Below are 24,552 nucleotides of genomic sequence, written 5' to 3' on the forward strand. Positions count from 1 at the left end.
CCAACCAATGGCATGACAAGGGCAGCGGAGATTCCCACATTGGCGTCTCGTGATCGGAGCAATGCAGGCAAGCGCGTTGAATTCCACGACATCTCAGACCCCTCCTACCCGTATGGTTGCAAAGCGCTCTATCTGGCTACTCGGCATGGCGAATGTGAAAAGGTTAAAGATCGGGAGGTCGGCGGCGTCGTATTTGATCCGCACCGTGAACTGGTTGGCGTTGTTGGCGTCGGCCTTGACGGTGACGGTCATGTGCGAGGATTTGATGAAGGCCTGATCCATCGTCGTGCGCCGGATGTAGTCGGTCGCGAGGCGTTCACGCTCGTTTTCCGATAGTCCGGCGATGGCTGTACGCGCGGCATCTGCGGCGATTTGCTGGATGGAATGGGCTGTGCTGAGGTAGACGCCGTAGGCGATCAAGGTCAGCACGCAAAGGAAGAAGAGTGGCGCTATGATTGCAAATTCGATTGCAGCGGCGCCGTCTTGGCGGCCTGTAAGGCGCTTGAAGTTGGACATTGCAGCATCTCCGCGTACCCACGTTGCTGTGTTTTTCAAATGTCCCTGCACCCACACGATGGTCCTCAAATATTAATTTTCTCATACTCCGATAAGTTGTTGAATCGTCATACTTTTCGCACATGTTGCAAAAGGCGTATTCACGGTTGATTTAGTGTTTATGAAGGTAAGCGAGTTTTTGCCTGTCATACCCCCGAAATAGCGAATTCGGAGATGGCTGCAAAACCGCTGAGATACCCCGTTTTGGGGCGGCACCAGGGATCAGACTGACTTGGGCGTTCAGTCCTGCCCGGGCGATGACCGATAGTGTTCGAGCTGGCGATTGAGCGTTGCAAGGTCGGCGCGCAGTTCCGAGATCTCGCGCAGCAATACGTCATCGACCTTGTGGTGCAGGGCGATGAGTTCGACTTCGGATTTCAGGTTGACCTCATAGTCCTTGGACGCCGCGAAGCGGTCACGTTCGGCCTGGCGGTTCTGCGACATCATGATGATCGGCGCCTGCAGGGCGGCGAGCATGGAAAGCACCAGGTTGAGGAAGATATAGGGGTAGGGGTCGAACGCTCCAGCCAGGAGCAGCAGCGAATTCACGATCACCCAGCAGACGAGGAAGCCACAGAAGGCAAGGATGAAGGTCCAAGAGCCGCCGACCCGGGCAATGCTGTCTGCGAGCCTGTCGCCGAAGGTCTGCCGGGCTGCGAAAGCCGCATTGGTATCGGTGGTCAGCGGGCGCCGCTCGCGCGCGTGGGCGAGTATGCGGCGCTCAATCTCGCCGAGTTCGCTGAGCGGCTTGCCGAAGAGCTGTTGTGAGAAATTGTTGAAGTGCGGCATGACGATCTCCGGGGTTGGACGGAGAAAATCTAGAGCATTTCCAGCAAAAGTCCGTAGCGGTTTTCTGTCCGCGAGACGCGGCGTCGCCCCGGAAGCTCGAGAGCCGGACCGGGTGTAACCGGTCCGGCTTCGATGGATCAGTGGGTCTCGGCCGCGCTCGCGAAGAGGTCGGCGTGGGACTTGAAGAACCGGTCGGTCGAGAAACGGTCGCCGAACATCATGTCGTGCTGCAGGAAGCGGTAGTCACGCAGTAGTGCCGGCACCTTCGGCTGGCGCGACCACTCGGCGACCTCCTTGCCGTTCTTGCGGATCAGCATATAGCGGTCGACGACGCGGTACTGGTCGTACACCTTGCCGAGGAACCCGGTGTAGTAGGGGTGCTCGTAGCCGGACTGCTTGAGGATCTGGTAGGAGAGGAAGGCTGGGCTGATGGTGCCGACGTTCTTCTTCGGGCCTGTCTTGTTCGACCAGACGACGAGCGGCGTTTCGTGCTGCGCCTTCATCTGATCCTTCGAACCTTTACGCTCTGCGGTGACGCCCTTCATGAAGCCGGTGCTGGTATAGACGGTGTTCAGCGGCGGCAGGTGGTCGCCAAAGAGCACGATGACCGTCTCGCGGTCGCGCTTCTTGGCCCAGTCCATCAGCTTCTTCAGGCTGTCGTCGGCTTCCTTGATGCCCTGCGCATAGGTGGCGAGCACCTGGCGGTCGGCTTCGGGCAGGTCGCCCTCGATCTTGATGGTGTTCTTTGCGTAGCGGTTGGCCTCATAGGGGCCGTGGCCCTGCAGCGTGACGGCGAAGAAGAAGAACGGGTCGTCCATCGCGTCGGCCTGGCGGATGATCTCGTTGGTCAGCGACTCGTCCGAGGCGAAGATGCCGCGCTTCTGCATCGGCGGCATGTTCTCTTCCGACTTGAACATGTCGAAACCGAAGGCCTTGTAGACGGCGGTGCGGTTCCAGAACCAGCTCTGGAAGGGATGGATGGCGCGCGAGACATAGCCTTCGCCGCGGAAGAACGTGGCAAGCGACGGGATCGGGTTGCGGATGTACTGCTGGTACGGAATGCTGCCGTAGGGCAGGAAGGCGTTCGAGAAACCGGTCAGTGCTTCGAACTCGACATTGGCGGTCATGCCGCCGAATTCCGGCGAGAAGACGTTGCCCGACTGCATCTCGCGGATCGTCGGCATCGGATCGGGCGACAGCTTCACGTTCGGCAGGCGGGTCGGATCCCAGAAGGACTCGCTCATCAACACGATGACGTCGGGCTTGCCGCGGTGCGAGGTGCCGGCCGGCAGTGGCTTCACCGGAATGCGGTCGATCGCATCGGCCATATAGCCGGCGGGCGCGCTGACATTGGCCATCGGCAGGTTGATGGCAAACGCAAGGGCAAAGCCGTTGTGCTTATAGTTCTCGGTCTGGTCCCACATGATGGGGATGACCTTCAGGCGGTCACGGATCCAGGAGAACTGGTTGTAATCCATGATGTTCCAGAAGGCGACGAGCAGCGGCAGCGCGAAGGCCAGACGGGCAACACGCTCGCGCGTCGAAAGCTTGGGGAATGTCCGCCAGGCAAAACGCAGGAGAAGGGCGATTGCGACGACGGCGGCGATCAGGCCGACGGCAATGCCGATGGCCGTCCACGGCCGATCCTTCACCAGAACGGGCATCAATTCCATGATCTGGCGGCCGAACAGGAAGTCGGTCGGATAGAGCGGATCGGAGAGGAAGACCTGTTTCTGCTGGCAGACGACGGCAGGGATGATGGCAAGCGGTGCGATCACCACGGCGGACTTGTGCTCGCGACCAAAAATACCGTCGATGGCCAGCATGATCAGGAAGAATGCACCGACGGTCGTCAGCGCCGGGCGCGTCGGATCGAGCATGTAGGCGAGAGCATCGGACAGCGACTGACGCACGATCAGTTCGACGACGAAGACGAGGGAGGCTGCGACGAAGAGGGAGAACAATGCGCTGCGGGTGGCCGCAAGTGTCTTGGCGTGCCGTGCGGTGAAGCCGGGTCTATCGACGTAGACGCGCGAGCCTCTCGCGACAGCGGAATCGATACTAGCCAACATGTTCTCCAATTTCATAAATGCGTCGTGTAACTGTCATACGCCTGTCATTTTGAACAGGGGATGAATGGTTTCTTAACGTGGTTTGGGAACAGGTTTTCGTGACGTGAGGGCACTGCAACGGCCCTTCATAAGAACCGGGAAAGACAGAATTTTTCGGTATTTTTTCGCGGAGCGGCGATTGGCTGTGGGTATTTTCCCGCGGATTGCGCTAAAGAACACTGCGAAAGTCAGACGCAATCGCTCAGAAAAGACCGACAGGCCCGCTCATGACCGCTCACAAGACCGCCCCCACCATCCTCCGCATCGCAGTCGCCCAGCTCAATCCGACGGTGGGTGACATCGCCGGAAACCTGGCCAAGGCACGCGAGGCGCGCGCTGATGCCGCGCGCCAGGGCGCCGATCTCCTGTTGCTGACGGAGCTGTTCATTTCCGGCTATCCGCCGGAAGATCTCGTTTTGAAGCCGGCCTTCCTGAAGGCATGCCTGCAGGCAGTCGAAAAGCTGGCGGCCGAGACGGCCGACGGCGGACCGGGCGTCATCATCGGTTTGCCGCGGCTTGCCAAATCCGGGCGACACAATTCGGTGGCGGTGCTTGACGACGGCAAGGTGATCGCATTCCGCGACAAGGTCGATCTGCCGAACTACGGCGAGTTCGACGAAAAGCGCGTCTTCGATCAGGGGGAGATGCCGGGCCCGGTGAACTTCCGCGGCGTGCGCATCGGTATTCCGATCTGCGAGGACATCTGGGGCGATCTCGGCGTGTGCGAGACGCTGGCGGAAAGCGGCGCGGAGATCCTCTTGTCGCCGAACGGTTCGCCCTACTATCGCGGCAAGGTGGATGTCCGCCACCAGGTGGTGCTGAAGCAGGTTCTCGAGACCGGCCTTCCGATGATCTATGCCAACCAGCTCGGTGGCCAGGACGAGCTTGTGTTCGACGGCGCAAGCTTCGCCTTCAACACCGACAAGTCGTTGGCCTTCCAGATGAGCCAGTTCGAGGAGGCGATTTCGATCGTCGAATGGAAAAAGGGCGACGGCGGCTGGCATTGCGAAGGCGGCCTGAAGTCTCGCCTGCCGGAGCGGGAGGAGGCGGATTACCGCGCCTGCATGCTCGGCTTCCGTGACTATGTGAACAAGAACGGCTTCAAGAATGTCGTGCTCGGACTTTCCGGCGGTATCGATTCGGCGATCTGCGCCGCACTGGCCGTCGACGCCCTTGGCGAAGAGCGGGTGCGCACCGTCATGCTGCCCTACCGCTACACCTCGCAGGAATCGCTGAAGGACGCCAAGGAATGTGCCGCCGCTCTCGGCTGCCGCTACGACATCGTGCCGATTTCCGAGCCGGTTGAAGGCTTCCTCAGCGCGCTTTCCGATACGTTCGAGGGCACGGAGCCCGGGATCACTGAGGAGAACCTGCAGAGCCGCACGCGCGGCACCATTCTGATGGCGATCTCCAACAAGTTCGGCTCGATGGTGGTGACCACGGGCAACAAGTCGGAAATGTCCGTCGGCTATGCCACGCTCTATGGCGACATGAACGGTGGTTTCAATCCGATCAAGGACCTCTACAAGATGCAGGTCTATGCCATATCGAGTTGGCGCAATACCACGGTTCCCCCAGGTGCACTGGGCCCATCGGGCATCGTCATTCCGCAGAACATCATCGACAAGGCGCCTTCGGCAGAGCTTCGTCCCAACCAGACGGACCAGGATTCGCTGCCGCCCTATCCGGTACTTGACGATATTCTCGAGTGCCTGGTGGAAAAGGAGATGGGGACCGACGAGATCGTGGCGCGCGGCCATGACGAGGCAACGGTGCACCGGGTTGAGCATCTGCTCTACATCGCCGAGTACAAGCGCCGGCAGTCGGCACCGGGAGTGAAGATCACCAAGAAGAACTTCGGCCGCGACCGGCGCTACCCGATCACCAACCGCTTCCGCGATCGGGGGTAGGTGGTGAGCGCGTCTGCCGAAGCGCGGGACGGAGGGGAAAGCCGTCCGGAGTTCACGGAGGAGGAAATCCGGCTCGTTCGGCTATGGTCGCTGAGCGACGCTTCGGTGAGCAGGCAGCTTTCGGCGCAGGTCGCCTATTTCGCAACACCCGCGGTCTTCGGGATCTACGGTCTGGCGATCGGCAGCCTTGTCATCGTCGGGGTTGCCTTCGTCTGCACGCTGCTGCTTTTGGCCTGGGGCTTCTTCTCGGCTTGGCGGGACCAACGCAATCTGATCCTGATGCAGTCGACCTGCACCAAAATGCTGGCGACATTGCCGCCGGGCGAACGCGACAAACAGCTTCGCGGCTAGGCAGGAGAGAGGCATGCGCAGTTCCATCGAAATCCACGACATCATCAGCGGCGAAACACAGGTCGTCTGGCAAACGGACCGGCTGGTCGAGGCGCCGAACTGGTCGCGGGACGGCACGCACCTGATCATCAATGGCGATGGCCGACTTTATCGCCTCGGCCTCGACGGTTCGGAGCCGGTGGAGATCGACACCGGCTTTGCCACACTCTGCAACAACGACCACGGCATTTCGCCGGACGGGGCCACGATCGCAATCAGCGACAAGACCGAGTTCGGCAAGTCGGCAATCTATCTGCTGCCGGCCGAAGGCGGCACGCCGCGGCTTGTGACCCGCAACCTGCCGTCCTACTGGCACGGCTGGTCGCCGGATGGACGAACGGTGACCTATTGCGGAATCCGCGACCAGGTCTTCGACATCTACACGATCTCTGTCGATGGCGGCGAGGAGCGGCGGCTGACCCACGGGGAAGGGCGCAACGACGGGCCGGACTGGTCGGCGGACGGCGAATGGATATACTTCAACTCCAGCCGCACCGGACGCATGCAGATCTGGCGCGTTCGGCCCGATGGCAGCGCCGTCGCGCGCATCACGAACAGCCCCTATGGCGACTGGTTTCCGCACCCTTCGCCGAATGGAAAGCATTTGCTGGTGCTCTCCTATGACGGCGACGTGTTCGATCATCCCAGGGACCTCGACGTCCGCCTGCGATTGATGGACATGGATGGCCGCAATGCGCGCGTGCTGTTCGAGCTCTTCGGCGGGCAGGGAACGATCAACGTTCCCAACTGGTCTCCGGAGGGCGATCGCTTCGCCTTCGTTCGCTACGAACCGGAAAGCTGACAAAGCTGGACAAGTATACTTGCGGCATGCTAGCGCTGAGCTCGTTCGCAGGGCGCATCCGATCCGCGGGAAGGGCAAGGCCCACCTGTCTCACTGAACTTGGTTGCCACACCTCTTTTCAGTCTGTGGGCGCGGATACCGGACGAGAATGAAAGGAGGTCTTTCATGATCGCGCGCGATCTTTCCGCGAACCTTACCCTCGATATGCTCCGCAAGCAGGCCAAGGCTCTATTGAAGGCCGTAAAGGCCGGCGATGCCAGCGCAAGCCAGCGGGCGCTACCTTACTTTTCCGATCTCGCCACGATGGGCCTTCAGGATGCCCAACTGGTGCTTGCCCGCGAATTCGGCTTCTCGAGCTGGACCCGGCTGAAGCGGCATTTCGAAAAGGCGGGAGCAGCAAAGCCGGCAACGGAGCAGCTTGCGAACCGGTTCCTGTCGCTTGCAACCGTTTCTTATTTCAGTGACATAGCGCCGGATCCCGAACGTTTTTCTGAGGCGTTCTCCCTGATCGAGACCCATCCTGAAATCGGCGAGGACAGCATTCATGTCGCGGCAGCAAATGGCGATGCCGCTGCGGTCGACCGCTGGCTTGATCGTGATCCGAAACTTGCAACCAGGCGCGGCGGTCCCTACGACTGGGAGCCGCTGCTTTACGCCGCCTATGCCCGGGTTCCCGGTCGCTCCTCCTTGGAGGTCGGCGCGCGGCTGATCGCGCGCGGGGCCAATCCGGACGCCCATTGGCTGGATGATGGCCAGTATCGTTTCACGGCGCTGACCGGCGTCTTCGGCGAGGGCGAGGCCGGGCGCGAGCGGCAGCCGCCGCACCCGGAGTGGGCGGCATTCGCGCGGCTGCTGCTTGACGCCGGAGCCCAGGCCAATGACAGCCAGGCGCTCTATAACCGGATGTTCGAGCCTGATAACGGTTGCCTGAAGCTGCTGCTCGCCTATGGCCTCAACGCCAATGACAGGAACAACTGGCTGGTGCGGGCCGACGGCGGTTTCGTCGAGAACGGCGAGCGCGTTTTCGACTACCAGCTTGCCTGGGCGCTCGAAAAACGCATGGGCGACCGCGTGCGGCTTCTGGTCGAGCACGGTGCTGACGTCAATCGCACCATCAAGGGGCGAACGCCTTACCAATGGGCGGAACTCGGCGGCGACGGGGCACTGGCGCAGTATCTGATTTCGCAAGGTGCAGTGGAAGAACCGCTCGACGATGTCGACCGGTTGGCCCGGGCGATCTCGGAAAACGACGGAGACGTGGCAAGGGCACTTGTCGATGCCGATCCGACGCTGATTGCACGAACGCAGACAGCGCATCCGGTATTGCTGCATGAAGCGGCCGGTGAGGACAGGCGCGTCGAAGCGACGCTCATGCTGTCGCTCGGCTTCGACGTCAACCGCATGACATCGCGCACGCCGCTACACGAGGCGGCGCTGCACGGGCATCTCGCAATGGCGAGGCTGCTGCTCGATCACGGCGCTAATGCAACGGCCCGCGATCCCTACCATCATGCGCCGCCGATCGGCTGGGCCGCGTACAATGGCCGGGCTGAGATGGTGCGTTTCCTGAAGGAAGAGCCGCTGGATATCTTTGCGGCCGCATCGTTCGGTGTACTCCATCGCATTGCCGAGAACCTCGACCGGCAGCCAGACTTGCTCGAAACGCCGTTCGGCCGCTTCCGGGGCCACGGCCGTCCGGAGCCGCAACAGGATTGGATGACGCCGCTGGCATTCGCCGTAGTCAACGGGCAGGCTGCCGCCGTGCGGCTGCTCCTTGATCGAGGTGCCAATGCCGGCGTCCGGGACGGCATCGCGGGCCCGTCGATCCGCGATCTGGCGCGCGACAAGGGCGATGAGGAGATCATCTCCTTGCTGCGCCCGGCGGCCGTGCCGAAGTAAACACCCGGTGCAAATGGGGGAGCGCTGGCTTTGGCTTGCGCTCCCTGCAAGCGCACCTGCGACTGCTGATTGTCAACGGATTCAGCGGGTTGAAACCGTTAAGTATTTCAACACCAGCTTATTTAAGCCAAACTTTGACTTTGCTCTCTAAGGTGCTGCCCGTGCCCGCCGCCGTCGCTGTGCATCGCGCTTGGAAAGGCGCGATGCACGCTCGCGACAGCCGGCCGGACGAGGGGGCGATTGCATCATGGACAAGACTTTGCGGCTAGCGAAGCGGAGGAGAACGGTTTGGGCAATCCATGCCGCCTGCACCCTGGTCGCCGTCCTGATCATCGCGAGCCTCATCTACGTTCTCGATCGGTCCGTCGCCGAGGCGGACCGCTTCGGCCTGTCGGCCGAGCGCCGCCTGGTGGCAAACGAGCTGCGCCACCAGATGGATGCGGTCGTTCAATTTCAGGCGCAGATCTCCTTCTGGGACAAGACCTATCAGGAGCTCGCCAATGGGCATGTCAGCGACATCTTTGCAGCGGATGAGCTGATGGGCTGGCTGTGGGAGGACTACGGATTCTCCTGGCTGATCGTGACGGACGTCGATCACAAGGTTTCGACGGTGTTGAAGGATGGTGTGGTCGTGCCGGGCGACACGGCCCGTGTGCCGCTTGACGAGGTCGATGATCTGCTCGACGAAGCCAAGCGCCGCTACGACAACTCGCTCAGAAACAACCATGGTTCCTATGTGCTTGATGTCGTCACCCCAGATCCGCAATCGCTGATGCCGGCCGTGCCCGGAATTCATGCGGTGGACCTGCGCGAGATCGACGGGCGCATGAGCGTGGCGGTCGTGCAGGCGGTCATCCCGGAAACGCTGGTGATCCCGGCCGAGCGCCGGGCACCGATGCTCATGGTCTCGGTCAGGCCAGTGACGGCCAAGATGACCCGCGAAATCGCCGCGCGCCTGGGTATCCGCGGGTTGGCCTTCGTGCCGCTGACCGAGCGGCCGGAGGGTAGCGTCTATGCCTCGATCGGGCGCTGTTCGGACGCCTCCTGTCTGGTGGCGGCGTGGATGCCGAAGTCGCCGGGTGGCTTTGTGCGCGCCGAACTGCTGCCGAGCGTCATCGCCATGGCGATCGTCGCGGCGCTGCTGATGGCGTTCGTCGCCTTCCGCTTCTCGACACTCTTTGCCGCCTTGCAGCAGAGCGAGGCGCTCAACCGCCATCTCGCCAAGCACGATCGCCTGACGGGGCTGCTCAACCGCAGCGGTTTCGACGATATGCTGGCGGCAGCGCTGCTGCGGGCAAAGACGCATCCGTTCACGCTGGTCTATGCCGATCTCGACGAGTTCAAGGCGGTCAACGACCGCCACGGCCACGCGGCCGGCGACGCCGTTCTGGTCGCCATGGCCGAGCGCTTTCGCAACCGAGCCGGACCCAAGGGGACAGTCGCGCGGCTTGGCGGCGATGAGTTCGCCATCATCCTCGGCGATTGCAGCGAGACGGAAGCCTGTGGTCTTGCGGCTGGCCTTGTCGCCGATGCGCAGACGCCGGTCGCGTTCAACGGCCAGTTGCTCGTCGTCGGTGGCAGCGCCGGCATCGCTTTCGCGCCACGACATGGCCTGACGGCGCGCGCCCTGCTGCTGGCTGCGGATGAGGCGCTCTATCTTGCCAAACGGCGCGGCCGCAACCGCGTCGAGACCGCTGACGATGCGGTGTTGCCGGGCGAAGCCTCCGACGAGGAGCCACCCGCCGGACCGGGCGGCTCGGGCGATTTTCCTACTCCGGTACGTTATAGGGCGTGATGACCACGACGGCTGAAAGCTGAGGGCCGACGGCGGTGGACGGAGCGCGGCCATGGAGCATGATCGTGCGGAAGGCCGTGCGGGCGTCGGTCTTCAGATCATGGTGAAGGACGAAGTGAATGCGCCGCGCGCGCAGCAGCGCCAGATTGTCCTCATCGAGATCATGGGCAATGTAGAGCGCGCAATGGCGGCCGAGGCGATCGAAGGCTGCGAGTACGGAGCGGTTGCCACCGCCGATCGAATAGGCGGCGTTGATGTCCTGGTTGGCGGCAAGCGCCGCGTCGGCCAGCGCGCCCGTCTCGCTGTCGCGACCATGCCCTTCGCTGATCTCGACGATCCGGATTGTCGGATGATGTTCGCGCAGCACCCGGCGAAAACCGATCTCGCGCTCTTCCTCACCGCGGAAGCGGCCGCTGGATAGCGTCACGAGCACCGTGGCTTCGGCACCGGCAAAGCGCTCGCCGATCAGATAGGCAGCGGTTTCTCCGGCCGCCCTGTTGTCGGCGCCGGCATAGGCGGTGCGCTGGGAATGGGGCAGATCTGTCACCAGGGTCACGACGGGAATGCCGCTGATTTCGAAGCGTGCGACGGCTGCGACGATCTCGGGCACATCCGGTGCCTTCAAGACGAGCCCATCGGTTCCGCGCAGGCGTATGCGATCGAGCAATTGCACGATGTCGTACGGACGCATGGTTTCGGCGAAGTGAAAACGGCAGCGAAAGCTCGTCGGCGCCAATGTCATGGCTTCGCTTTCGAAGGCCCGCCGCACCGCGTCGGTGAAGCGCTCTGGCGCCTCCATGACGATATCGATCGCGAACTTGCGGCCCTGAATGTCGAGTCCGGCCTGCTGCTTTTCCAGTTCCTCGATGGCAGCGCGAACGCGGGCGACGGTCTGGCGGCGGACGCCGGGGCGCTCGTTGAGCACGCGATCGACCGTCGCTGTGCTGAGACCTGCCTGAAAGGCGATGTCCTTGACCAGAAACGGATGGGCCATCGCCATTGATCTCCTGATGGATTTTTGATGGATTCTTGCTCTATATCATGTTTTGCCGCCGCCTATAGTCATGTTCATCGAGATGTTCCAGGGGAGGAAACGGGATGAAGACGGACAACAGTGCGTGGGAGCGGATCGAGCGCGTGTGGCTCACCGAAGAGACCTGCGACATCGAGGCGTTCCGGGCGGAAGTGGAGCGCCGAACCAATCCGGCGGACTATCCCTATGCTTCGGGCTGCGACAAGAACGTGCTGATCTACAACAGCGCCGATCTGATTGCCGCCTGCGAAAATGCCGAGACGCGGCGCGCGGCGCTTGCGGAGATCTGCGAGGCGCTGGCGACCGGCCCGGGTGTGGCGGTCTTCAAGCGCGCCTTTGCCGATACCGCCGCGATCGATGTCGCGAGCACCGTCTTCGACGAGATCATCGAGGAACAGCATCGCAGCAACAGCGGCGGCGGCGATCACTTTGCCAAGCCCGGCGCCAACGATCGCATCTGGAACTCGCTGGAGAAGCACTGCCTCAAGGCACCGGAGAATTTTGCCGCCTATTACGGCAATACCATCATCGCACTCGTCAGCGAAGCCTGGCTCGGGCCGAACTACCAGATGACGGCGCAGGTGAACCGCGTCAATCCGGGTGGTGCTGCGCAGTCGGCGCACCGGGACTATCATCTCGGCTTCCAGACCTCCGCGGTGATCGAGCAGTACCCGGCGCACGTGCACAAGCTCTCGCCGGTGCTGACGCTGCAAGGCGCGGTTGCCCATTGCGACATGCCGCTCGAGAGCGGACCGACGCTGTTCCTGCCCTATAGCCAGACCTATGTGCCGGGCTACCTGGCGCTCAACCGGCCGGAGTTCCGCGCCTATTTCGACGAGCATCACGTGCAGCTCCCGCTCGAAAAGGGCGATGTCGTCTTCTTCAATCCGGCGCTCTTCCATGCAGCCGGCAACAACCGCTCCGCCGATATCCGTCGCGTGGCGAACCTGCTGCAGGTGTCCTCCGCCTTTGGCCGGGCGATGGAGACCGTCGATCGGCTGACGATGAGCGCAACGCTCTACCCGGCGCTGAAGGCGTTGCTGGCCAACGGCCAGCTGACCGAAGCGGAAGCGGCCAATGCGATCGCATCCTGTGCAGAAGGCTACTCCTTCCCGACTAATCTCGACCGTGATCCGCCGCTCGGCGGGCTGGCGCCGAAGACCCAGGCACAGTTGATGCGCGAGGCGCTGGCCGTAGGAACGAGCTCGCAGGACTTTCACGCGGCGCTCGACGCGCAGGCGAAGCGCAAGCTGAGCTGACGGTTCAACTACCCATTCGAAAGGCTCCCGGTGCGTTTCGCCCGGGAGCCGTCGCTGTTTGACACGATCATGTTCGAGGAGGAATTCGATGAGTGGACAATTGGAAGGCAAGATCGCCATCGTCACCGGTGGCACGCAAGGGTTGGGCGCAACGATTGCCGGCCTCTTCGCCGAGCGTGGTGCTGCCGGCATCGTCATCTGCGGACGCAATGCGGCCAAGGGGCGGGCGAAGGCTGAGGAGATCGGCAAGGACAGCGGCGCGAAGGTGGTTTATGTCCAGGCCGATCTCGAAAAGGTGGAGGACGCCCGCAAGGTCGTTGCCGCTTGTGATGCGGAGTTCGGCCGGGTCGATGCGCTGGTCAATGCCGCCGCGATCACTGACCGCGGCACGATCCTCGATACGACGCCCGAACTTTTCGACCGGATGTTCGCGATCAACGTGCGAGCGCCGTTCTTCCTGATGCAGGAGGCGGTGAAGGTGATGCGACGCGAGCGAACCGAAGGCACGGTCGTCAATATCGGCTCCATGTCGGCGATGGCCGGGCAGCCCTTCATCGCCGCCTATTGCTCGTCGAAAGGGGCGCTGGAGACGCTGACCAAGAACACGGCCTATGCGCTCCTGCGAAACCGTATTCGGGTCAACGGCCTGAATATCGGCTGGATGGCTTCCGAAGGCGAGGACCGGATCCAGCGCGAGTTTCACGGTGCATCGGTGGACTGGCTCGAAAAGGCGGCTGCCAGCCAGCCGTTCGGCCGGCTCGTCGACCCGGCAGAGGTGGCACGCGCCTGCGCCTATCTGTCTTCGGCTGAATCGGGGCTAATGACCGGATCGGTGATCTGCTTCGATCAATCGGTCTGGGGCGGCTATGACGGTTCGCCGCATCCGGTGGCGCCGCTATAGGCGGCGCTTGTCTTTCGGTTGCCGCTATGCGCTTATGGCGGCGTCAGGTGCCCGCGCGAGCGGGAGAATCGGGAATCCGGCGTCATTCCGGAACGTGCCCAACGCTGTGACGGGGACGGTCGCCTCTAAGTGCCTTGAATTGATTCAAGGATTTGCCACTGGATCTTCAATCGGTCTGGGAAGGTGAGGCGGCCGGTTGAACCGGAGTCAGAAGACCGGCCTGGCAAGATAGACCGAACCCCGCGCGGACGGCGGGAGGTTGCGCATTGTTGGGGATCGAACGATGCTAACTGAACCGAAGGGCGGCCTTGCGGCTGCCGGTGCCTTCGCGCGCAATGAGCGGGAGGCCGTCTACCGCGCCATCGAAACACGCCGCGACGTGCGCGACGAATTTCTCGCAGAACCTCTTCCCGACGATCTGGTGAAACGCCTGCTTACGGCTGCGCATAGCGCGCCGTCTGTCGGCTTCATGCAGCCCTGGAACTTCGTGCTGGTGCGAGCGGAAGAAACGCGTGAGCGCGTCTGGCAGGCCTTTCGCCGCGCCAACGATGAGGCCGCCTTGATGTTCGAGGCGGAACAGCAGACGAAGTACCGTTCGCTGAAACTCGAGGGCATTCGCAAGGCGCCGCTCAGCATCTGCGTCACCTGTGACCGCACGCGCGGCGGCGCCGTCGTCCTCGGCCGTACCCATAATCCGCAGATGGATGTCTATTCCACGGTTTGCGCCGTGCAGAACCTGTGGCTTGCCGCGCGCGCCGAAGGTGTCGGTGTCGGCTGGGTCAGCATCTTCCACGAGGCGGAGATCAAGGCGATCCTCGGCATCCCTGGTCATGTCGAGATCGTCGCCTGGCTCTGCCTCGGCTATGTCGATCGCCTCTACCAACAGCCGGAGCTGGCGGTGAAGGGATGGCGGCAGCGTCTGCCGCTGGAAGAACTCGTGTTCGAGGAAGGCTGGGGGAACTGCAGCGAGCGTTCCTGAAACCCGTTGCGCCAAAGTGCGCAGCGGTATTGCGACAGCGACATGCGAAATATCGAGAACTTGAAGCGCAATGAGCGAATCTGAAGATCGCGACGCGCTTTGAGATGGCGCTCCGGGATCAGTTCTGGACCGGTTGATAGGCCGGTCCCTTCGGGTGCTTCAGGTCGATCGAGGTTTCCTGTTGCGGCAGGAAGGTCGGGCCGACGACGCGCACCTTGCTCTTCGACGGATCGTAGGGCCGCTCCTCAGGCGGTGCCTTGGCGGTCGTGGTCTCCGCCGGCTTCTTGGTTTCGATCACGACGATGGACGACTGGTCGTCACCGATCCTGGTGCCGGTCGTCTTCGGTGAGGTTGCGGCGGTCTGTGGTATCTGGCAGCCGCACATGCCGGGCTTGCGGACACCGCGGGTGCGATAGGCGAAGGCATTCGGCATTTCGGTATAGGGCCGGCCGGTCACGGCCGAGACCATCTGGTCGCTCTCTTCCGTGTTGATATCATGTAAGTAGAGTTCGGTTTCGGCACCCGGGCAGCGCGCCCGGCAGGCCTGTTCGTCCCGCGGGAAATCGGCCGGCGTGGCGTCCGAGGAGATCGGGAAAAAGGCGCCGTCGCAGGTGCGCACGCACATGGTCCGCAGCGTGCCGCTGTAGTAGCGTTCCTGCGGCGCATAGCCGTCTTCGCCAAGCATCGGGCCGTAGGCGTCGTCCGGCGGCAGATCGGCGATGATGTTGCGGTGCGATTCGGGCTCTTCGGGGTCGACGCTCGCGAACTCTTCGCGGTCGCCATAGCAGCCATTGATCTCCAGCGCGGCAAGGATGCGGCGACGGCTGTCCTGGCTGCCCCCGGCAACAATCTGCTCGCGCTCCGATTTCAGCATGCGCAGATTGTCTTCCATCTCGGCAATGAGGCCGTCGAGTTCGCCACAGATATCCGGGTTGCCGCCATCGAAGGTGACGACGCTGCCGCCACCACAGGCAGCACGGCGGCGGTCGTTCTTCGCCCTGCGCAGTTCGATGTTCTGGCGGGAGATCGCACTCGCATAGTCACGGGCGTCGGCATTGCTGGAGACGATGTCAGGCAGCTGCGCAAGACGGGTGTTCAGCCGGTCGCACACGGTCGATGCCAGCGAAGGATCGGCACCGACCAGGGCAAACGGCACAAGCACCGCAGCGAGGTGTTTCAAGCGCGGGAACACGGGCGAAGTCTCTTCCTGCAACCGCTCGACGCCGGCCTTCTGATATGGGCGGCTGCCAGCGGCATTTCCTGTTTCACCTCCATCATAGAGCTTGTCGGTGATCGTGCAACGACAAGCGGCGGTTTGCGTTAACGGGTCCGGCTGAGCCAAGCGCTCAAGCGGCGCGGGCGGTTTCCAGCGACATCGGACGTTCGAGAACAGTGCCTTCGATGGCGGCTACCGCTTTCATACGCTGGAGCAGGCTCTCATTCACTTCCCAGGCGACGGCAACGGCAAAGACCGAGCCGATGCGGTGCGGTTCGGCAATGCGCTCGCCGGGGCATCCCATGCGGCGGAACATGCGCTCCAGGAACACGTCGGTAACGGTGACGATATGGCTGATGCCGGAGGCAAGGCCGAGTTCACCGACGCCGCACATCAATTCGGCTGCTGCAACGGTGACCTGATTCGAGGCGCGGTCCTGCGAAATCTCCGGCTCGATGCAGAAGCGGCTCGATTCCCATACCGAGGCGCTGCGGATTTCCGGGTTGTCGCCGAGCAGGATCGGGAAGGTGTCGTCCAGCATGTTGGGGCCGAGCGTTGGCAGCAGCCGCAGCGCGCCACGCAGGCGACCGGTGTCGGGGGCATAGGAGAGCACATAGAGCGGATTTGCCTTGTCGTAGTTGTCGATTTCCCACTCGCCGTCCGTCTGCACATCCCATTTTAGGAAATCGTGAAAGACGCGCTTGCGCAGCCGAAACATATCGTCGACGGCCTGCGGGTGCTGTGCGCGGGTCTTTCCGTTCAGGATCCTGATCATCTTCTTCTCCATCCTTGTTTGGGGATGGGCGGATGCTGTCAGGCCGGCGGCGGTCGCGTAACTGTCGGTAGTGACAGTTTAAATCAGCGATTTTTCCCACTAGATTTCGAGGGGTTTTTTGGAGGGCTTGGCGCGAGCTGCGTCAAACGGTGGGGATCAGCGCATGGCGGACGGCCTGGGCAACGGCCTGCGTATTGGACACGACATTGAGCTTGCGCCTCGCATTGGTCATGAAAAAGCGCACGGTGCGCTCGGAAATGCCGAGAATCGTTGCGATCTCCCAATAGCTCTTGCCGGCAGCGGCCCAGGTCAAAACCTCGGTCTCGCGGCCGGTGAGCCGCATGTCGCGGGTCGAAATGCTGCCGGCCATCGCGCCGTGCTCCAGCATGGCGGCGTGGAAGAGATTCGCCGCGAGCTGGAAATCGCGCAGGTGATGGCGCCGATAGATCGTCCACTCGTCAGCCGGCATGTTGACGTTGATCGCCAGCATCGCCATCCGGCCGGCCGGTGAGGGGAGCGGCAGGGCGACGCCCTCGGTGGAAAGACCGATCTCCTGTGCCGCCTGGAAAAGCGGCTCGCAGTCCGCAAAGCGATGTCGCGCCATCGTCCACTCCACCGGGCGAACGCCGCCAAGTGCGAGTTTCAAGATAGGGTCGATTCGGTGAAGGCCGCGCGACCGGTAGATTTCTGCGGCATAGGCACCGAAGGTGTGATGCAGGCGGCAGATCTTGAGTTCGTCCGCGTAGGGCTCGGCTTCCAGGTACAGGAGATGGGCGATGCGGAACGTGCGGCGCATCAACGTAAAGAAATGAGCGGGCTCGACACAGCCGCCGCATTCCAGGATTTCCAGCATGTCGAGGACAGCCTGCTGCTCAGTCATGCCACAACACCGAATCTCGTCCGAGGCTCCAGCATGGTTAGGGGTTCACCTTTTGTCCAGCGCAAACTTACCTGTTTGGTGTGTAATACCAATTTTGCAATTTTCGATTGCCGACCGCCGCGGTCGGTTTGCGCGAGCCTGCGGTAGAGGGTGATTCCGCTGTGATTCTCGGGCGATAGAGCGCCGCGCTCAACGATTGCGCGGCGCCTGGATATGGCATTGGGGGCGCCGGTGCGGCGCCCGAACTCCGCGAAGATCGAAGGCGATCTCCGCGGTATCATTTCAGCCCGGATGGCTGGCTTCGACGACCGCGAGAGCCGCCATGTTGACGACACCGCGCGACGTGACCGAAGGCGACAGGATGTGGGCGGGAAGCGCCGAACCGAGAAGAATCGGGCCGACATGCAGGCTGTCGGTCATGGTTTTGACGACGCCGAGCGTGATGTTGGCGGCATCGAGATTGGGGAAGACCAGGAGGTTGGCTTCGCCCGACAGGCTGCTGTCCGGCATGACGCGATGGCGCAGCGCTTCCGAGATCGCAGCATCGCCGTGCATTTCGCCGTCGACTTCGAGATCGGGCGCCAGTTCCCGCACCAGCTGAAGCGCCTTGCGCATCTTGGTGGCGCTTTCCGAATCGCGCGAACCGAAGTTCGAGTGCGAGACGAGGGCCGCACGCGGCGTGATGCCGAAGCGGCGGATTTCCTGTGCGGCCATGACCGTCGTCTGCGCGATCTCCTCGGCGCTCGGGCAGTAGCTCACATAGGTGTCGGTGAAGAAGGTGGCGCCGCGCTGGGAGATCAGCAGGCTGAGGGCCGAGAAGTCGAGCACGCCTTCACGCTTGCCGATGATCTGCGAAACGTCGCGCATGTGCCTGGAATAGCGGCCTTCGACGCCGCAGATCAGCGCATCGGCTTCGCCGCGCTTGACGGCAAGTGCGCCGATGACCGTCGTGTTGGTGCGCACGATGGTGCGGGCGGCTTCCGGGATGACGCCGAGACGGCCGACAAGGGCGAAGTAGTCCTCGACATAGTCGCGGTAGCGCGGGTCGCCTTCGGGGTTGACCACTTCGAAATCGACATCGGGACGGATGCGCAGGCCGTAGCGGCGCAGGCGGGTCTCGATGATCTGCGGACGGCCGATCAGGATCGGGCGGGCAGTACCCTCTTCGAGCAGCACCTGGGCGGCGCGCAGCACGCGCTCGTCTTCGCCTTCGGCAAAGATCACCCGGTTCTTCTGGGCGTTCTTGGCAGCCGCGAACACCGGCTTCATGATGAAGCCCGAACGGAAGACGAAGCGGTTCAGCTTGTCGAGATAGGCGTCATAGTCCTGGATCGGACGGGTGGCGACACCGCTTTCCTCAGCTGCCTTGGCGACGGCCGGCGCGATGCGCAGGATGAGGCGTTGGTCGAAGGGCGAGGGGATGAGGTAGTCCGGGCCGAAGACCGGGGTCTCGCCGGAATAGGCGCGGGCGGCAACGTCGGACGGCTCCTCGCGGGCGAGGCCGGCAATGGCGCGGACCGCCGCCATCTTCATTTCTTCGTTGATCGTGCTTGCGCCGCAGTCGAGCGCTCCGCGGAAGATGTGCGGAAAGCAGAGAACGTTGTTGACCTGGTTCGGAAAGTCCGAGCGGCCGGTGCAGATCATCGCGTCCGGGCGGGCGGCACGGGCGGCTTCCGGCATGATCTCCGGCGTCGGGTTGGCAAGCGCCATGATCAGCGGCTTTTCGGCCATCTGCACCAGCAGTTCCGGCTTCAGCACGCCTGCGGCGGACAGGCCGAGGAAGACGTCTGCGCCGCCGATGCTGTCGGCGAGAACGCGGTTGCTGCTGTCCTGCGCATAGATGGACTTCCACTCGTCCATCAACACTTCGCGCCCCTTGTAGACGAGGCCTTCGAGGTCGTGGACCCAGATGTTCTCGCGCTTGGCGCCGAGCGTCACGAGCAGGTTGAGACAGGCAAGTGCTGCCGCACCAGCGCCGGAGGTGACGATCTTCGCCTTGGCGATGTCCTTGCCGGCGAGTTCCAGACCGTTGAGGATGGCGGCGGCGACGATGATGGCGGTTCCGTGCTGGTCGTCATGGAAGACCGGGATCTGCATCTTCTCGCGCAGGCGCCGCTCGACTTCGAAGCACTCGGGCGCCTTGATGTCCTCGAGGTTGATGCCGCCGAAAGTCGGCTCCAGTGCCGAGATCACGTCGACCATGCGGTCGATGCTCGAGGCGTCGATCTCGATGTCGAAGACGTCGATGCCGGCGAACTTCTTGAACAGAACCGCCTTGCCTTCCATGACCGGCTTGGAGGCCAGCGGGCCGATATTGCCGAGGCCGAGCACGGCTGTGCCGTTGGAGATCACGGCAACCAGGTTGGCACGGGCGGTGAAATCCGCAGCCGTCTCCGGGTTGTCGCGGATGGCGATGCAAGGCGCGGCAACGCCTGGCGAATAGGCAAGCGCCAGGTCACGCTGGTTGCCGAGCGGCTTGGTGGGCTGGATTTCGAGCTTTCCCGGGCGAGGGTAACGGTGGAAGAATAGGGCCTGCTGGTCGATGTCGCCGCTGGCCGGACCTGTTTGGGATTTCGTTTTGTCGCCCGTGTTCATGCTCTCACATTCCTCATTCGTGGTCGTGCCTTTTGGCATGAATTCGGAGCGAGGTACAGTTTGCCGTGCTGATTTCGGGAGCCCGACAGGCAGCAAGGCGCTCATGTCATCTTCCTGAAACACGAGTCTGGTTTTCACGGAGGCAGGAAGCGTAACTAGAGACGAGGCTGGCATGACGGCGGCGCAGCAAGACAACTCCGTACGAAAGCTCAGGACGTTGTTCATCTCCGACGTCCATCTCGGCTCCAAGGCCGCCAAGACGGACTACCTGCTTGATTTCCTGCGGTACCACGAAGCCGAAACGATCGTGCTTGTCGGCGATATCGTCGACGGGTGGCGACTGAAGCGCAGCTGGTACTGGCCGCAGAACTGCAACGACGTCGTCCAGAAATTGCTGCGCAAGGCGCGCAAGGGTACGCGCATCGTCTATATCCCCGGCAATCACGACGAGTTCCTGCGCGATTTTCCCGGCGTGCACTTCGGCGGCATCGAGGTGGCGCAGCGCTATCTCCACGCCGGCGCCGACGGCCGCAAGTATCTCATCCTGCACGGCGACGAGTTCGATGTGGTGGTGCGCAATGCCCGTGTGCTGGCCTATCTCGGCGACTGGGCCTATGACACGGCGATCGCCATCAATATCGGCCTGGCCGCCATCCGCCGGCGTCTCGGCATGCCCTATTGGTCGTTCTCCTCCTGGGCCAAGCTCCAGGTGAAGCATGCGGTGAACTTCATCGGCGAGTTCCAGAAGGTGGTTGCCGACGAGGCTCGTCGCTACGACGCGCAGGGCGTGATCTGCGGACACATCCACCATGCCGTCATCGAGAACATCGGCGATATCCGCTACATCAACACCGGCGATTGGGTGGAAAGCTGTACCGCGATTGCCGAGCACCACGATGGCACGATGGAGCTCATCACCTGGCACCAGATGCGCGGCGGTGCCCTCGAGGGCGAAGCGTCGGGCGAAGCCGACAAGCTGCTTGCGCAATTGCTGATCCAGCGCGCCGCCTGACCCCAGAGGCGGCAGGCCGGTCCTGTCGCGAAAACTAGGTTATGGCGAGCCATGCCCGGGCTGTGCTAGAGATCACGTACAGCCATCCAGGTCAGCCGATGATTCCCTCCTCAGCGCCCGCATATGTGGGCCCTCCGCCGCGCCATTTCGCGCTTCGCATCGCCTTGCTCTTCTGCGCGCCGCTAATCGTCAACGGCTTCGCGATGCCGTATTTTCCGATGTGGCTCAGCACGCTCTCGATGACCGACTTCGAGATCGGCGTCGTGCTGGCGCTGCCGATGTTCGTGCGCGTCATCACCGCGCCGATCGCGGGCGTCATTGCCGACCGTCTCGGCGAGCGTGCGATCGTGCTGATCTGGTCCGGGTGCCTGTCGCTGGCGACCGCCCTGGTGCTCTTCTACTTCCGCGACTTCTGGCCGGTGCTGGTCATCTACACACTGCAATCGGCCGTCTATTCGCCCTATGTGCCGATCGTCGAGGCGATTGCGCTATCGGGCGTGCGCCGCTGGGGTTTCGATTATGCCCATATGCGGCTCTGGGGCTCGGTTGCGTTCATCGGAGCGACGATGATCGGCGGCTGGATGGTCGGTATCTTCGGCAGCGACATGGTGCTACCGGCCATGGCGATCGGGTTCGGGCTGACCATCGCCATGGCGTATGGGGCACCCCGGGTCGGCAAGCCCCGCCGGCCGTCACCGATCACCGCGCTCACCGAGCCGCCGCCGAAGTCGCTGCGACAGCTCGACCTGCAACTGCTGTTGATCGGTGTGACGCTGGTGAACGCCAGCCATGCGATGCTCTTCGCTTTCTCGGCGATCTATTGGCAGCACATCGGCTATAGCGGTACCGAAATCGGCCTGCTCTGGAGTGCGGGCGTGGCGGCTGAGGTGACGATGTTCATCTTCGCCAAGGCGATCAGCCGTCGTTTCAGCGTCTGGGTGATGATCCTGTCCGGCTGCTTTCTCGCCGTGGTGCGCTGGATCATCTTCCCGATGGATCTCGGCTTCAGCGGCTACTTCATCCTCCAGTGCTTCCATGCCTTCACCTATGCGATCATGCACACGGGCATGCAGCACAAGCTGGTGGAGCGGGTGGTGGAGTCGCAGGAGGCGTCCGCCCAGGGGCTCTATTTCTTCTATACCGGCATCTTCACCGCGATCTTCACGTTCCTGTCCGGCTATTTCTATGCCTGGTACGGTGTAAAGGGCTTCTACTCGATGTCGGTCGTTGCCTTTGCCGGCTGCTGCTTCGCGGTCGCCGCCTGGTACCTTCAGCCCCAGAGACGCGGTTCCGGCGGGAAGACCAGCGACGCCTCGTAACGTAGGCCCGGCGTGCGATCTTCGGCGAGCAACAGCGGCCCGTCGAGGTCGACGAAATCGGCGCCCTGGGCGACAAGGATTGCCGGCGCCATCGCCAGCGAGCTGCCGACCATGCAACCGACCATGATCTTCAGGCCAAGTGCGGTCGCCTGATCGCGCATTCGCAGCGCCTCGGTGAGACCGCCGGTCTTGTCGAGTTTGATGTTGACGGCATCGTAGCGGCCGACGAGGGCGGCAAGGTCGCCGGTCGCGTGCACGCTTTCATCCGCGCAGATGGGGACGGGCCGGGCTATCGTCGCCAGTGCCTCGTCGCACCCGGCAGGGAGCGGCTGCTCGATCAGGTCGATGCGCTCCTCCGCGCAGATCGCAAAATGATAGGCAAGCGTTTCCGGCGTCCAGCCTTCATTGGCATCTAGAATGATGCGGCTCTTCGGCGCGCCGGCCCGTACGGCGCGGATACGCGCGGCATCGTCCGGCGTGCCGACCTTGATCTTGAGCAGGGCACGGTGGGCGTATTTTGCGGCCTGCTCGCGCATTGCATCCGGTTCGGCAAGCGACAATGTGTAGGCGGTGGTCAATTCCTGAGGCGAGGGAATGCCTGCAAGTATATGAACGGCCTTGTTTTTCTGCTTGGCCTCGAGATCCCATAGTGCGCAATCGACGGCGTTGCGGGCGGCACCCGGCTTCATCTGGCGCTGTAACTCGACGCGGCTGAGGCCCGCCTCAATATGCGGGCGTATGGCGGCAATCTCGGAAAGTACCGATTCGATCGTTTCGCCATAGCGTCCATAGGGCACGCACTCGCCGGCGCCGGTGTGGGTGCCGTCGCTGATTCGGCAGGTGACGACGCTTGCCGTCGTCTTGGAGCCACGCGAGATCGTGAAGGTGCCTGCGATCGGGAAATGTTCCACTGAAGCATCGAGGGAAAGTGACATGAAAACGTCTCCGGCGAGCAATCTGAGGGTCCGGCATCGCCGCCGGCCCAACGTGCGGGTGACAGCTACGGTGCGAGCCGTTATGACGGTGCAAGCATTTACGAATCTTTACGGCGCCGCGCGTTGAGACGCATAAAGGTCGCTGTAACACTTTAGGTCTGCTGCATAATTCTGTCGTTAGGTCGATTTCGATTTAAAGGATTATGCGATCGCAAATCAGGAAAACCGAAACCACGTGACGCAATCCGCCCGCAAGCTTACCGCCGATGTCGAACTGGCCGAAAGTACCAGTGGGCAAAGCTATGTCTTCACGGGCACCTGGCGGCACGAAACCGCGGAAGCGATGGCAAAGAAGCTCGATGGCCTCGCCCGCAAGAGCGATGGCGTCACGCAGTTCGATCTCTCCGGCGTGACGGCGATGGATACGGCCGGTGCCTGGATCATCCGGCGCTTCATGACCCGCATTGCCGGCACTTCGCGCGACGACGTGCATTTTGCCGAGGGCGGGCAGCGGTATATCGAGCTTATCGACGCCTTGCCGGCGGAACTGCGCGCGCCTGAAAAAGGCAACGGGCGCGTTCCGTTGTTCCAGCGCATCTTCGCGCCGGTCGGCGAGGCGATGGTGGCGACCTGGGACGATATCGTCGCGGCCATGTACATTCTGGGGTCCGCGGTGCGCGGCGCCCAGCTCAAGCTCGGTAGGCACAGCGGCGTCTCGCCGGCGGCGATCGTTCATCAGATCGACCGGATGGGCGTGATGGCGGTACCGATCATCACGCTGATGTCTTTCCTGATCGGGGCGATCATTGCACAGCAGGGCGCGTTCCAGCTGCGCTACTTCGGCGCCGAAGTCTTCGTCGTCGATCTCGTCGGCATCCTGCAATTGCGCGAAATCGGCGTTCTCCTGACGGCGATCATGATCGCCGGCCGCTCAGGCAGCGCCATCACCGCCGAAATCGGCTCGATGAAGATGCGTGAGGAAGTGGACGCGCTGAAGGTGATGGGGCTGAGCCCGATCGGCGTCCTCGTCTTTCCGCGCCTCGTCGCGCTCACCGTTGCACTGCCGCTGCTGACGATCATCGCGAACTTCGCCGCCTTGACCGGCGCGGCCCTGGTCGCCTGGGGCTATTCGGGCATCACGATCCCGACCTTCCTTGCGCGGCTGCAGGAAGCGGTCGATTTTTCGTCGGTCGCTGCCGGCATGATCAAGGCGCCGTTCATGGCGCTCATCATCGGCGTGGTCGCAGCCGTCGAGGGGTTGAAGGTCGGCGGCAGCGCCGAATCGCTCGGCCGGCATGTGACTTCTTCGGTGGTCAAATCGATCTTCGTGGTGATCCTGATCGATGGCCTCTTTGCCATGTTCTACGCAGCAATCAATTTTTAAGGCGGGGAACAGC

General features: G+C 62.7%; 20 protein-coding genes and 1 riboswitch. Of the genes, 11 read left to right on the plus strand and 9 right to left on the minus strand.

The genetic code is table 11. The features are described from left to right. Nucleotides 1-93: 93 nt before the first annotated feature. The 3 genes from AB4Z53_RS13755 to AB4Z53_RS13765 all read right to left on the minus strand — a co-directional run bounded on the left by AB4Z53_RS13755 (nt 94) and on the right by AB4Z53_RS13765 (nt 3,413). Nucleotides 94-516, minus strand: coding sequence for a TadE/TadG family type IV pilus assembly protein (locus AB4Z53_RS13755; RefSeq protein WP_113540107.1), 423 nt, complete (start codon nt 514-516; stop codon nt 94-96). Nucleotides 517-795: 279 nt separating this feature from the next. Beyond that, nucleotides 796-1,344: a DUF1003 domain-containing protein gene (locus AB4Z53_RS13760; protein ID WP_113540106.1), complete on the minus strand. Its 549-nt coding sequence runs from the start codon at nt 1,342-1,344 to the stop codon at nt 796-798. Between the two features lie 137 nt (nt 1,345-1,481). After that, entirely contained in the window at nt 1,482-3,413 is a 1,932-nt protein-coding gene (locus tag AB4Z53_RS13765) for an LTA synthase family protein (protein ID WP_441596331.1), read from the minus strand. A 269-nt stretch (nt 3,414-3,682) separates the two neighbouring features. On the opposite strand from AB4Z53_RS13765, the gene AB4Z53_RS13770 reads away from it, so the two are divergent. The 5 genes from AB4Z53_RS13770 (at nt 3,683) to AB4Z53_RS13790 (ending at nt 10,251) form a co-directional block, all read left to right on the plus strand. Further along, nucleotides 3,683-5,365: an NAD+ synthase gene (locus AB4Z53_RS13770; protein WP_441596332.1), complete on the plus strand. Its 1,683-nt coding sequence runs from the start codon at nt 3,683-3,685 to the stop codon at nt 5,363-5,365. Nucleotides 5,366-5,368: 3 nt separating this feature from the next. After that, nucleotides 5,369-5,716, plus strand: a complete 348-nt coding sequence (locus AB4Z53_RS13775) for a hypothetical protein (protein WP_441596333.1) — start codon at nt 5,369-5,371, stop codon at nt 5,714-5,716. A gap of 13 nt (nt 5,717-5,729) precedes the next feature. After that, nucleotides 5,730-6,557: a TolB family protein gene (locus AB4Z53_RS13780; protein WP_291156634.1), complete on the plus strand. Its 828-nt coding sequence runs from the start codon at nt 5,730-5,732 to the stop codon at nt 6,555-6,557. A 165-nt stretch (nt 6,558-6,722) separates the two neighbouring features. Beyond that, on the plus strand, nt 6,723-8,456 hold the full coding sequence (locus tag AB4Z53_RS13785; protein WP_441596334.1) for an ankyrin repeat domain-containing protein: 1,734 nt from the start codon (nt 6,723-6,725) through the stop codon (nt 8,454-8,456). A gap of 247 nt (nt 8,457-8,703) precedes the next feature. Beyond that, nucleotides 8,704-10,251: a GGDEF domain-containing protein gene (locus tag AB4Z53_RS13790; RefSeq protein WP_441596335.1), complete on the plus strand. Its 1,548-nt coding sequence runs from the start codon at nt 8,704-8,706 to the stop codon at nt 10,249-10,251. Here AB4Z53_RS13790 and AB4Z53_RS13795 read toward each other — a convergent pair. Continuing rightward, nucleotides 10,226-11,245 carry a LacI family DNA-binding transcriptional regulator gene (locus AB4Z53_RS13795; protein ID WP_441596336.1) on the minus strand — a complete coding sequence of 340 codons (1,020 nt, stop codon included), beginning with the start codon at nt 11,243-11,245 and terminating at the stop codon, nt 10,226-10,228. The genes AB4Z53_RS13790 and AB4Z53_RS13795 overlap by 26 nt on opposite strands. A 104-nt stretch (nt 11,246-11,349) precedes the next feature. Between AB4Z53_RS13795 and AB4Z53_RS13800 the strand changes: the two genes are divergently transcribed. The 3 genes from AB4Z53_RS13800 to bluB all read left to right on the plus strand — a co-directional run bounded on the left by AB4Z53_RS13800 (nt 11,350) and on the right by bluB (nt 14,423). After that, complete coding sequence (locus tag AB4Z53_RS13800) at nt 11,350-12,543, plus strand: phytanoyl-CoA dioxygenase family protein (RefSeq protein ID WP_441596337.1); 1,194 nt, start codon at nt 11,350-11,352, stop codon at nt 12,541-12,543. Nucleotides 12,544-12,631: 88 nt separating this feature from the next. After that, complete coding sequence (locus AB4Z53_RS13805) at nt 12,632-13,444, plus strand: SDR family oxidoreductase (protein WP_441596338.1); 813 nt, start codon at nt 12,632-12,634, stop codon at nt 13,442-13,444. A gap of 28 nt (nt 13,445-13,472) precedes the next feature. After that, a riboswitch (cobalamin riboswitch) is annotated at nt 13,473-13,682 on the plus strand. A gap of 45 nt (nt 13,683-13,727) precedes the next feature. Continuing rightward, nucleotides 13,728-14,423 (plus strand): 5,6-dimethylbenzimidazole synthase, encoded by a 696-nt coding sequence (gene bluB, locus AB4Z53_RS13810; RefSeq protein ID WP_113540097.1) that lies wholly within the window; start codon nt 13,728-13,730, stop codon nt 14,421-14,423. A 118-nt stretch (nt 14,424-14,541) separates the two neighbouring features. Here bluB and AB4Z53_RS13815 read toward each other — a convergent pair whose 3' ends face one another. The 4 genes from AB4Z53_RS13815 to AB4Z53_RS13830 all read right to left on the minus strand — a co-directional run bounded on the left by AB4Z53_RS13815 (nt 14,542) and on the right by AB4Z53_RS13830 (nt 19,889). Next, complete coding sequence (locus AB4Z53_RS13815) at nt 14,542-15,615, minus strand: DUF2865 domain-containing protein (RefSeq protein WP_441596339.1); 1,074 nt, start codon at nt 15,613-15,615, stop codon at nt 14,542-14,544. A 154-nt stretch (nt 15,616-15,769) separates the two neighbouring features. Next, nucleotides 15,770-16,414, minus strand: a complete 645-nt coding sequence (locus tag AB4Z53_RS13820; RefSeq protein ID WP_441596340.1) for an acyl-homoserine-lactone synthase — start codon at nt 16,412-16,414, stop codon at nt 15,770-15,772. A gap of 142 nt (nt 16,415-16,556) precedes the next feature. Then, nucleotides 16,557-17,294: a helix-turn-helix transcriptional regulator gene (locus tag AB4Z53_RS13825; protein ID WP_223727512.1), complete on the minus strand. Its 738-nt coding sequence runs from the start codon at nt 17,292-17,294 to the stop codon at nt 16,557-16,559. Between the two features lie 282 nt (nt 17,295-17,576). After that, nucleotides 17,577-19,889: an NADP-dependent malic enzyme gene (locus AB4Z53_RS13830; protein WP_441596341.1), complete on the minus strand. Its 2,313-nt coding sequence runs from the start codon at nt 19,887-19,889 to the stop codon at nt 17,577-17,579. A gap of 172 nt (nt 19,890-20,061) precedes the next feature. On the opposite strand from AB4Z53_RS13830, the gene AB4Z53_RS13835 reads away from it, so the two are divergent. Continuing rightward, on the plus strand, nt 20,062-20,901 hold the full coding sequence (locus AB4Z53_RS13835) for a UDP-2,3-diacylglucosamine diphosphatase (RefSeq protein ID WP_441596342.1): 840 nt from the start codon (nt 20,062-20,064) through the stop codon (nt 20,899-20,901). A 98-nt stretch (nt 20,902-20,999) separates the two neighbouring features. Then, nucleotides 21,000-22,220, plus strand: a complete 1,221-nt coding sequence (locus AB4Z53_RS13840) for an MFS transporter (protein ID WP_113540143.1) — start codon at nt 21,000-21,002, stop codon at nt 22,218-22,220. Here AB4Z53_RS13840 and dgcA read toward each other — a convergent pair. Further along, nucleotides 22,172-23,155: an N-acetyl-D-Glu racemase DgcA gene (dgcA, locus tag AB4Z53_RS13845; protein WP_113540091.1), complete on the minus strand. Its 984-nt coding sequence runs from the start codon at nt 23,153-23,155 to the stop codon at nt 22,172-22,174. The genes AB4Z53_RS13840 and dgcA overlap by 49 nt on opposite strands. Nucleotides 23,156-23,390: 235 nt before the next feature. On the opposite strand from dgcA, the gene AB4Z53_RS13850 reads away from it, so the two are divergent. After that, on the plus strand, nt 23,391-24,539 hold the full coding sequence (locus tag AB4Z53_RS13850; protein ID WP_441596343.1) for an ABC transporter permease: 1,149 nt from the start codon (nt 23,391-23,393) through the stop codon (nt 24,537-24,539). Nucleotides 24,540-24,552: the final 13 nt, after the last annotated feature.

The organism is Ensifer sp. 2TAB8 (assembly GCF_052115125.1).
Taxonomy (GTDB): Bacteria; Pseudomonadota; Alphaproteobacteria; order Rhizobiales; family Rhizobiaceae; genus Ensifer.

Excerpts from the sequence above, each read along its gene's own strand:
- AB4Z53_RS13760 (WP_113540106.1), bottom strand. The coding sequence starts at position 1,344 with ATGCCGCACTTCAACAATTTCTCACAACAGCTCTTCGGCAAGCCGCTC.
- AB4Z53_RS13795 (WP_441596336.1), bottom strand. The coding sequence starts at position 11,245 with ATGGCCCATCCGTTTCTGGTCAAGGACATCGCCTTTCAGGCAGGTCTC.
- dgcA (WP_113540091.1), bottom strand. The coding sequence starts at position 23,155 with ATGTCACTTTCCCTCGATGCTTCAGTGGAACATTTCCCGATCGCAGGC.
- AB4Z53_RS13830 (WP_441596341.1), bottom strand. The coding sequence starts at position 19,889 with ATGAACACGGGCGACAAAACGAAATCCCAAACAGGTCCGGCCAGCGGC.
- AB4Z53_RS13805 (WP_441596338.1), top strand. The coding sequence starts at position 12,632 with ATGAGTGGACAATTGGAAGGCAAGATCGCCATCGTCACCGGTGGCACG.
- AB4Z53_RS13755 (WP_113540107.1), bottom strand. The coding sequence starts at position 516 with ATGTCCAACTTCAAGCGCCTTACAGGCCGCCAAGACGGCGCCGCTGCA.
- AB4Z53_RS13790 (WP_441596335.1), top strand. The coding sequence starts at position 8,704 with ATGGACAAGACTTTGCGGCTAGCGAAGCGGAGGAGAACGGTTTGGGCA.
- AB4Z53_RS13780 (WP_291156634.1), top strand. The coding sequence starts at position 5,730 with ATGCGCAGTTCCATCGAAATCCACGACATCATCAGCGGCGAAACACAG.
- AB4Z53_RS13825 (WP_223727512.1), bottom strand. The coding sequence starts at position 17,294 with ATGACTGAGCAGCAGGCTGTCCTCGACATGCTGGAAATCCTGGAATGC.
- AB4Z53_RS13785 (WP_441596334.1), top strand. The coding sequence starts at position 6,723 with ATGATCGCGCGCGATCTTTCCGCGAACCTTACCCTCGATATGCTCCGC.
- AB4Z53_RS13835 (WP_441596342.1), top strand. The coding sequence starts at position 20,062 with ATGACGGCGGCGCAGCAAGACAACTCCGTACGAAAGCTCAGGACGTTG.
- AB4Z53_RS13840 (WP_113540143.1), top strand. The coding sequence starts at position 21,000 with ATGATTCCCTCCTCAGCGCCCGCATATGTGGGCCCTCCGCCGCGCCAT.
- AB4Z53_RS13800 (WP_441596337.1), top strand. The coding sequence starts at position 11,350 with ATGAAGACGGACAACAGTGCGTGGGAGCGGATCGAGCGCGTGTGGCTC.
- AB4Z53_RS13820 (WP_441596340.1), bottom strand. The coding sequence starts at position 16,414 with ATGATCAGGATCCTGAACGGAAAGACCCGCGCACAGCACCCGCAGGCC.
- AB4Z53_RS13770 (WP_441596332.1), top strand. The coding sequence starts at position 3,683 with ATGACCGCTCACAAGACCGCCCCCACCATCCTCCGCATCGCAGTCGCC.
- bluB (WP_113540097.1), top strand. The coding sequence starts at position 13,728 with ATGCTAACTGAACCGAAGGGCGGCCTTGCGGCTGCCGGTGCCTTCGCG.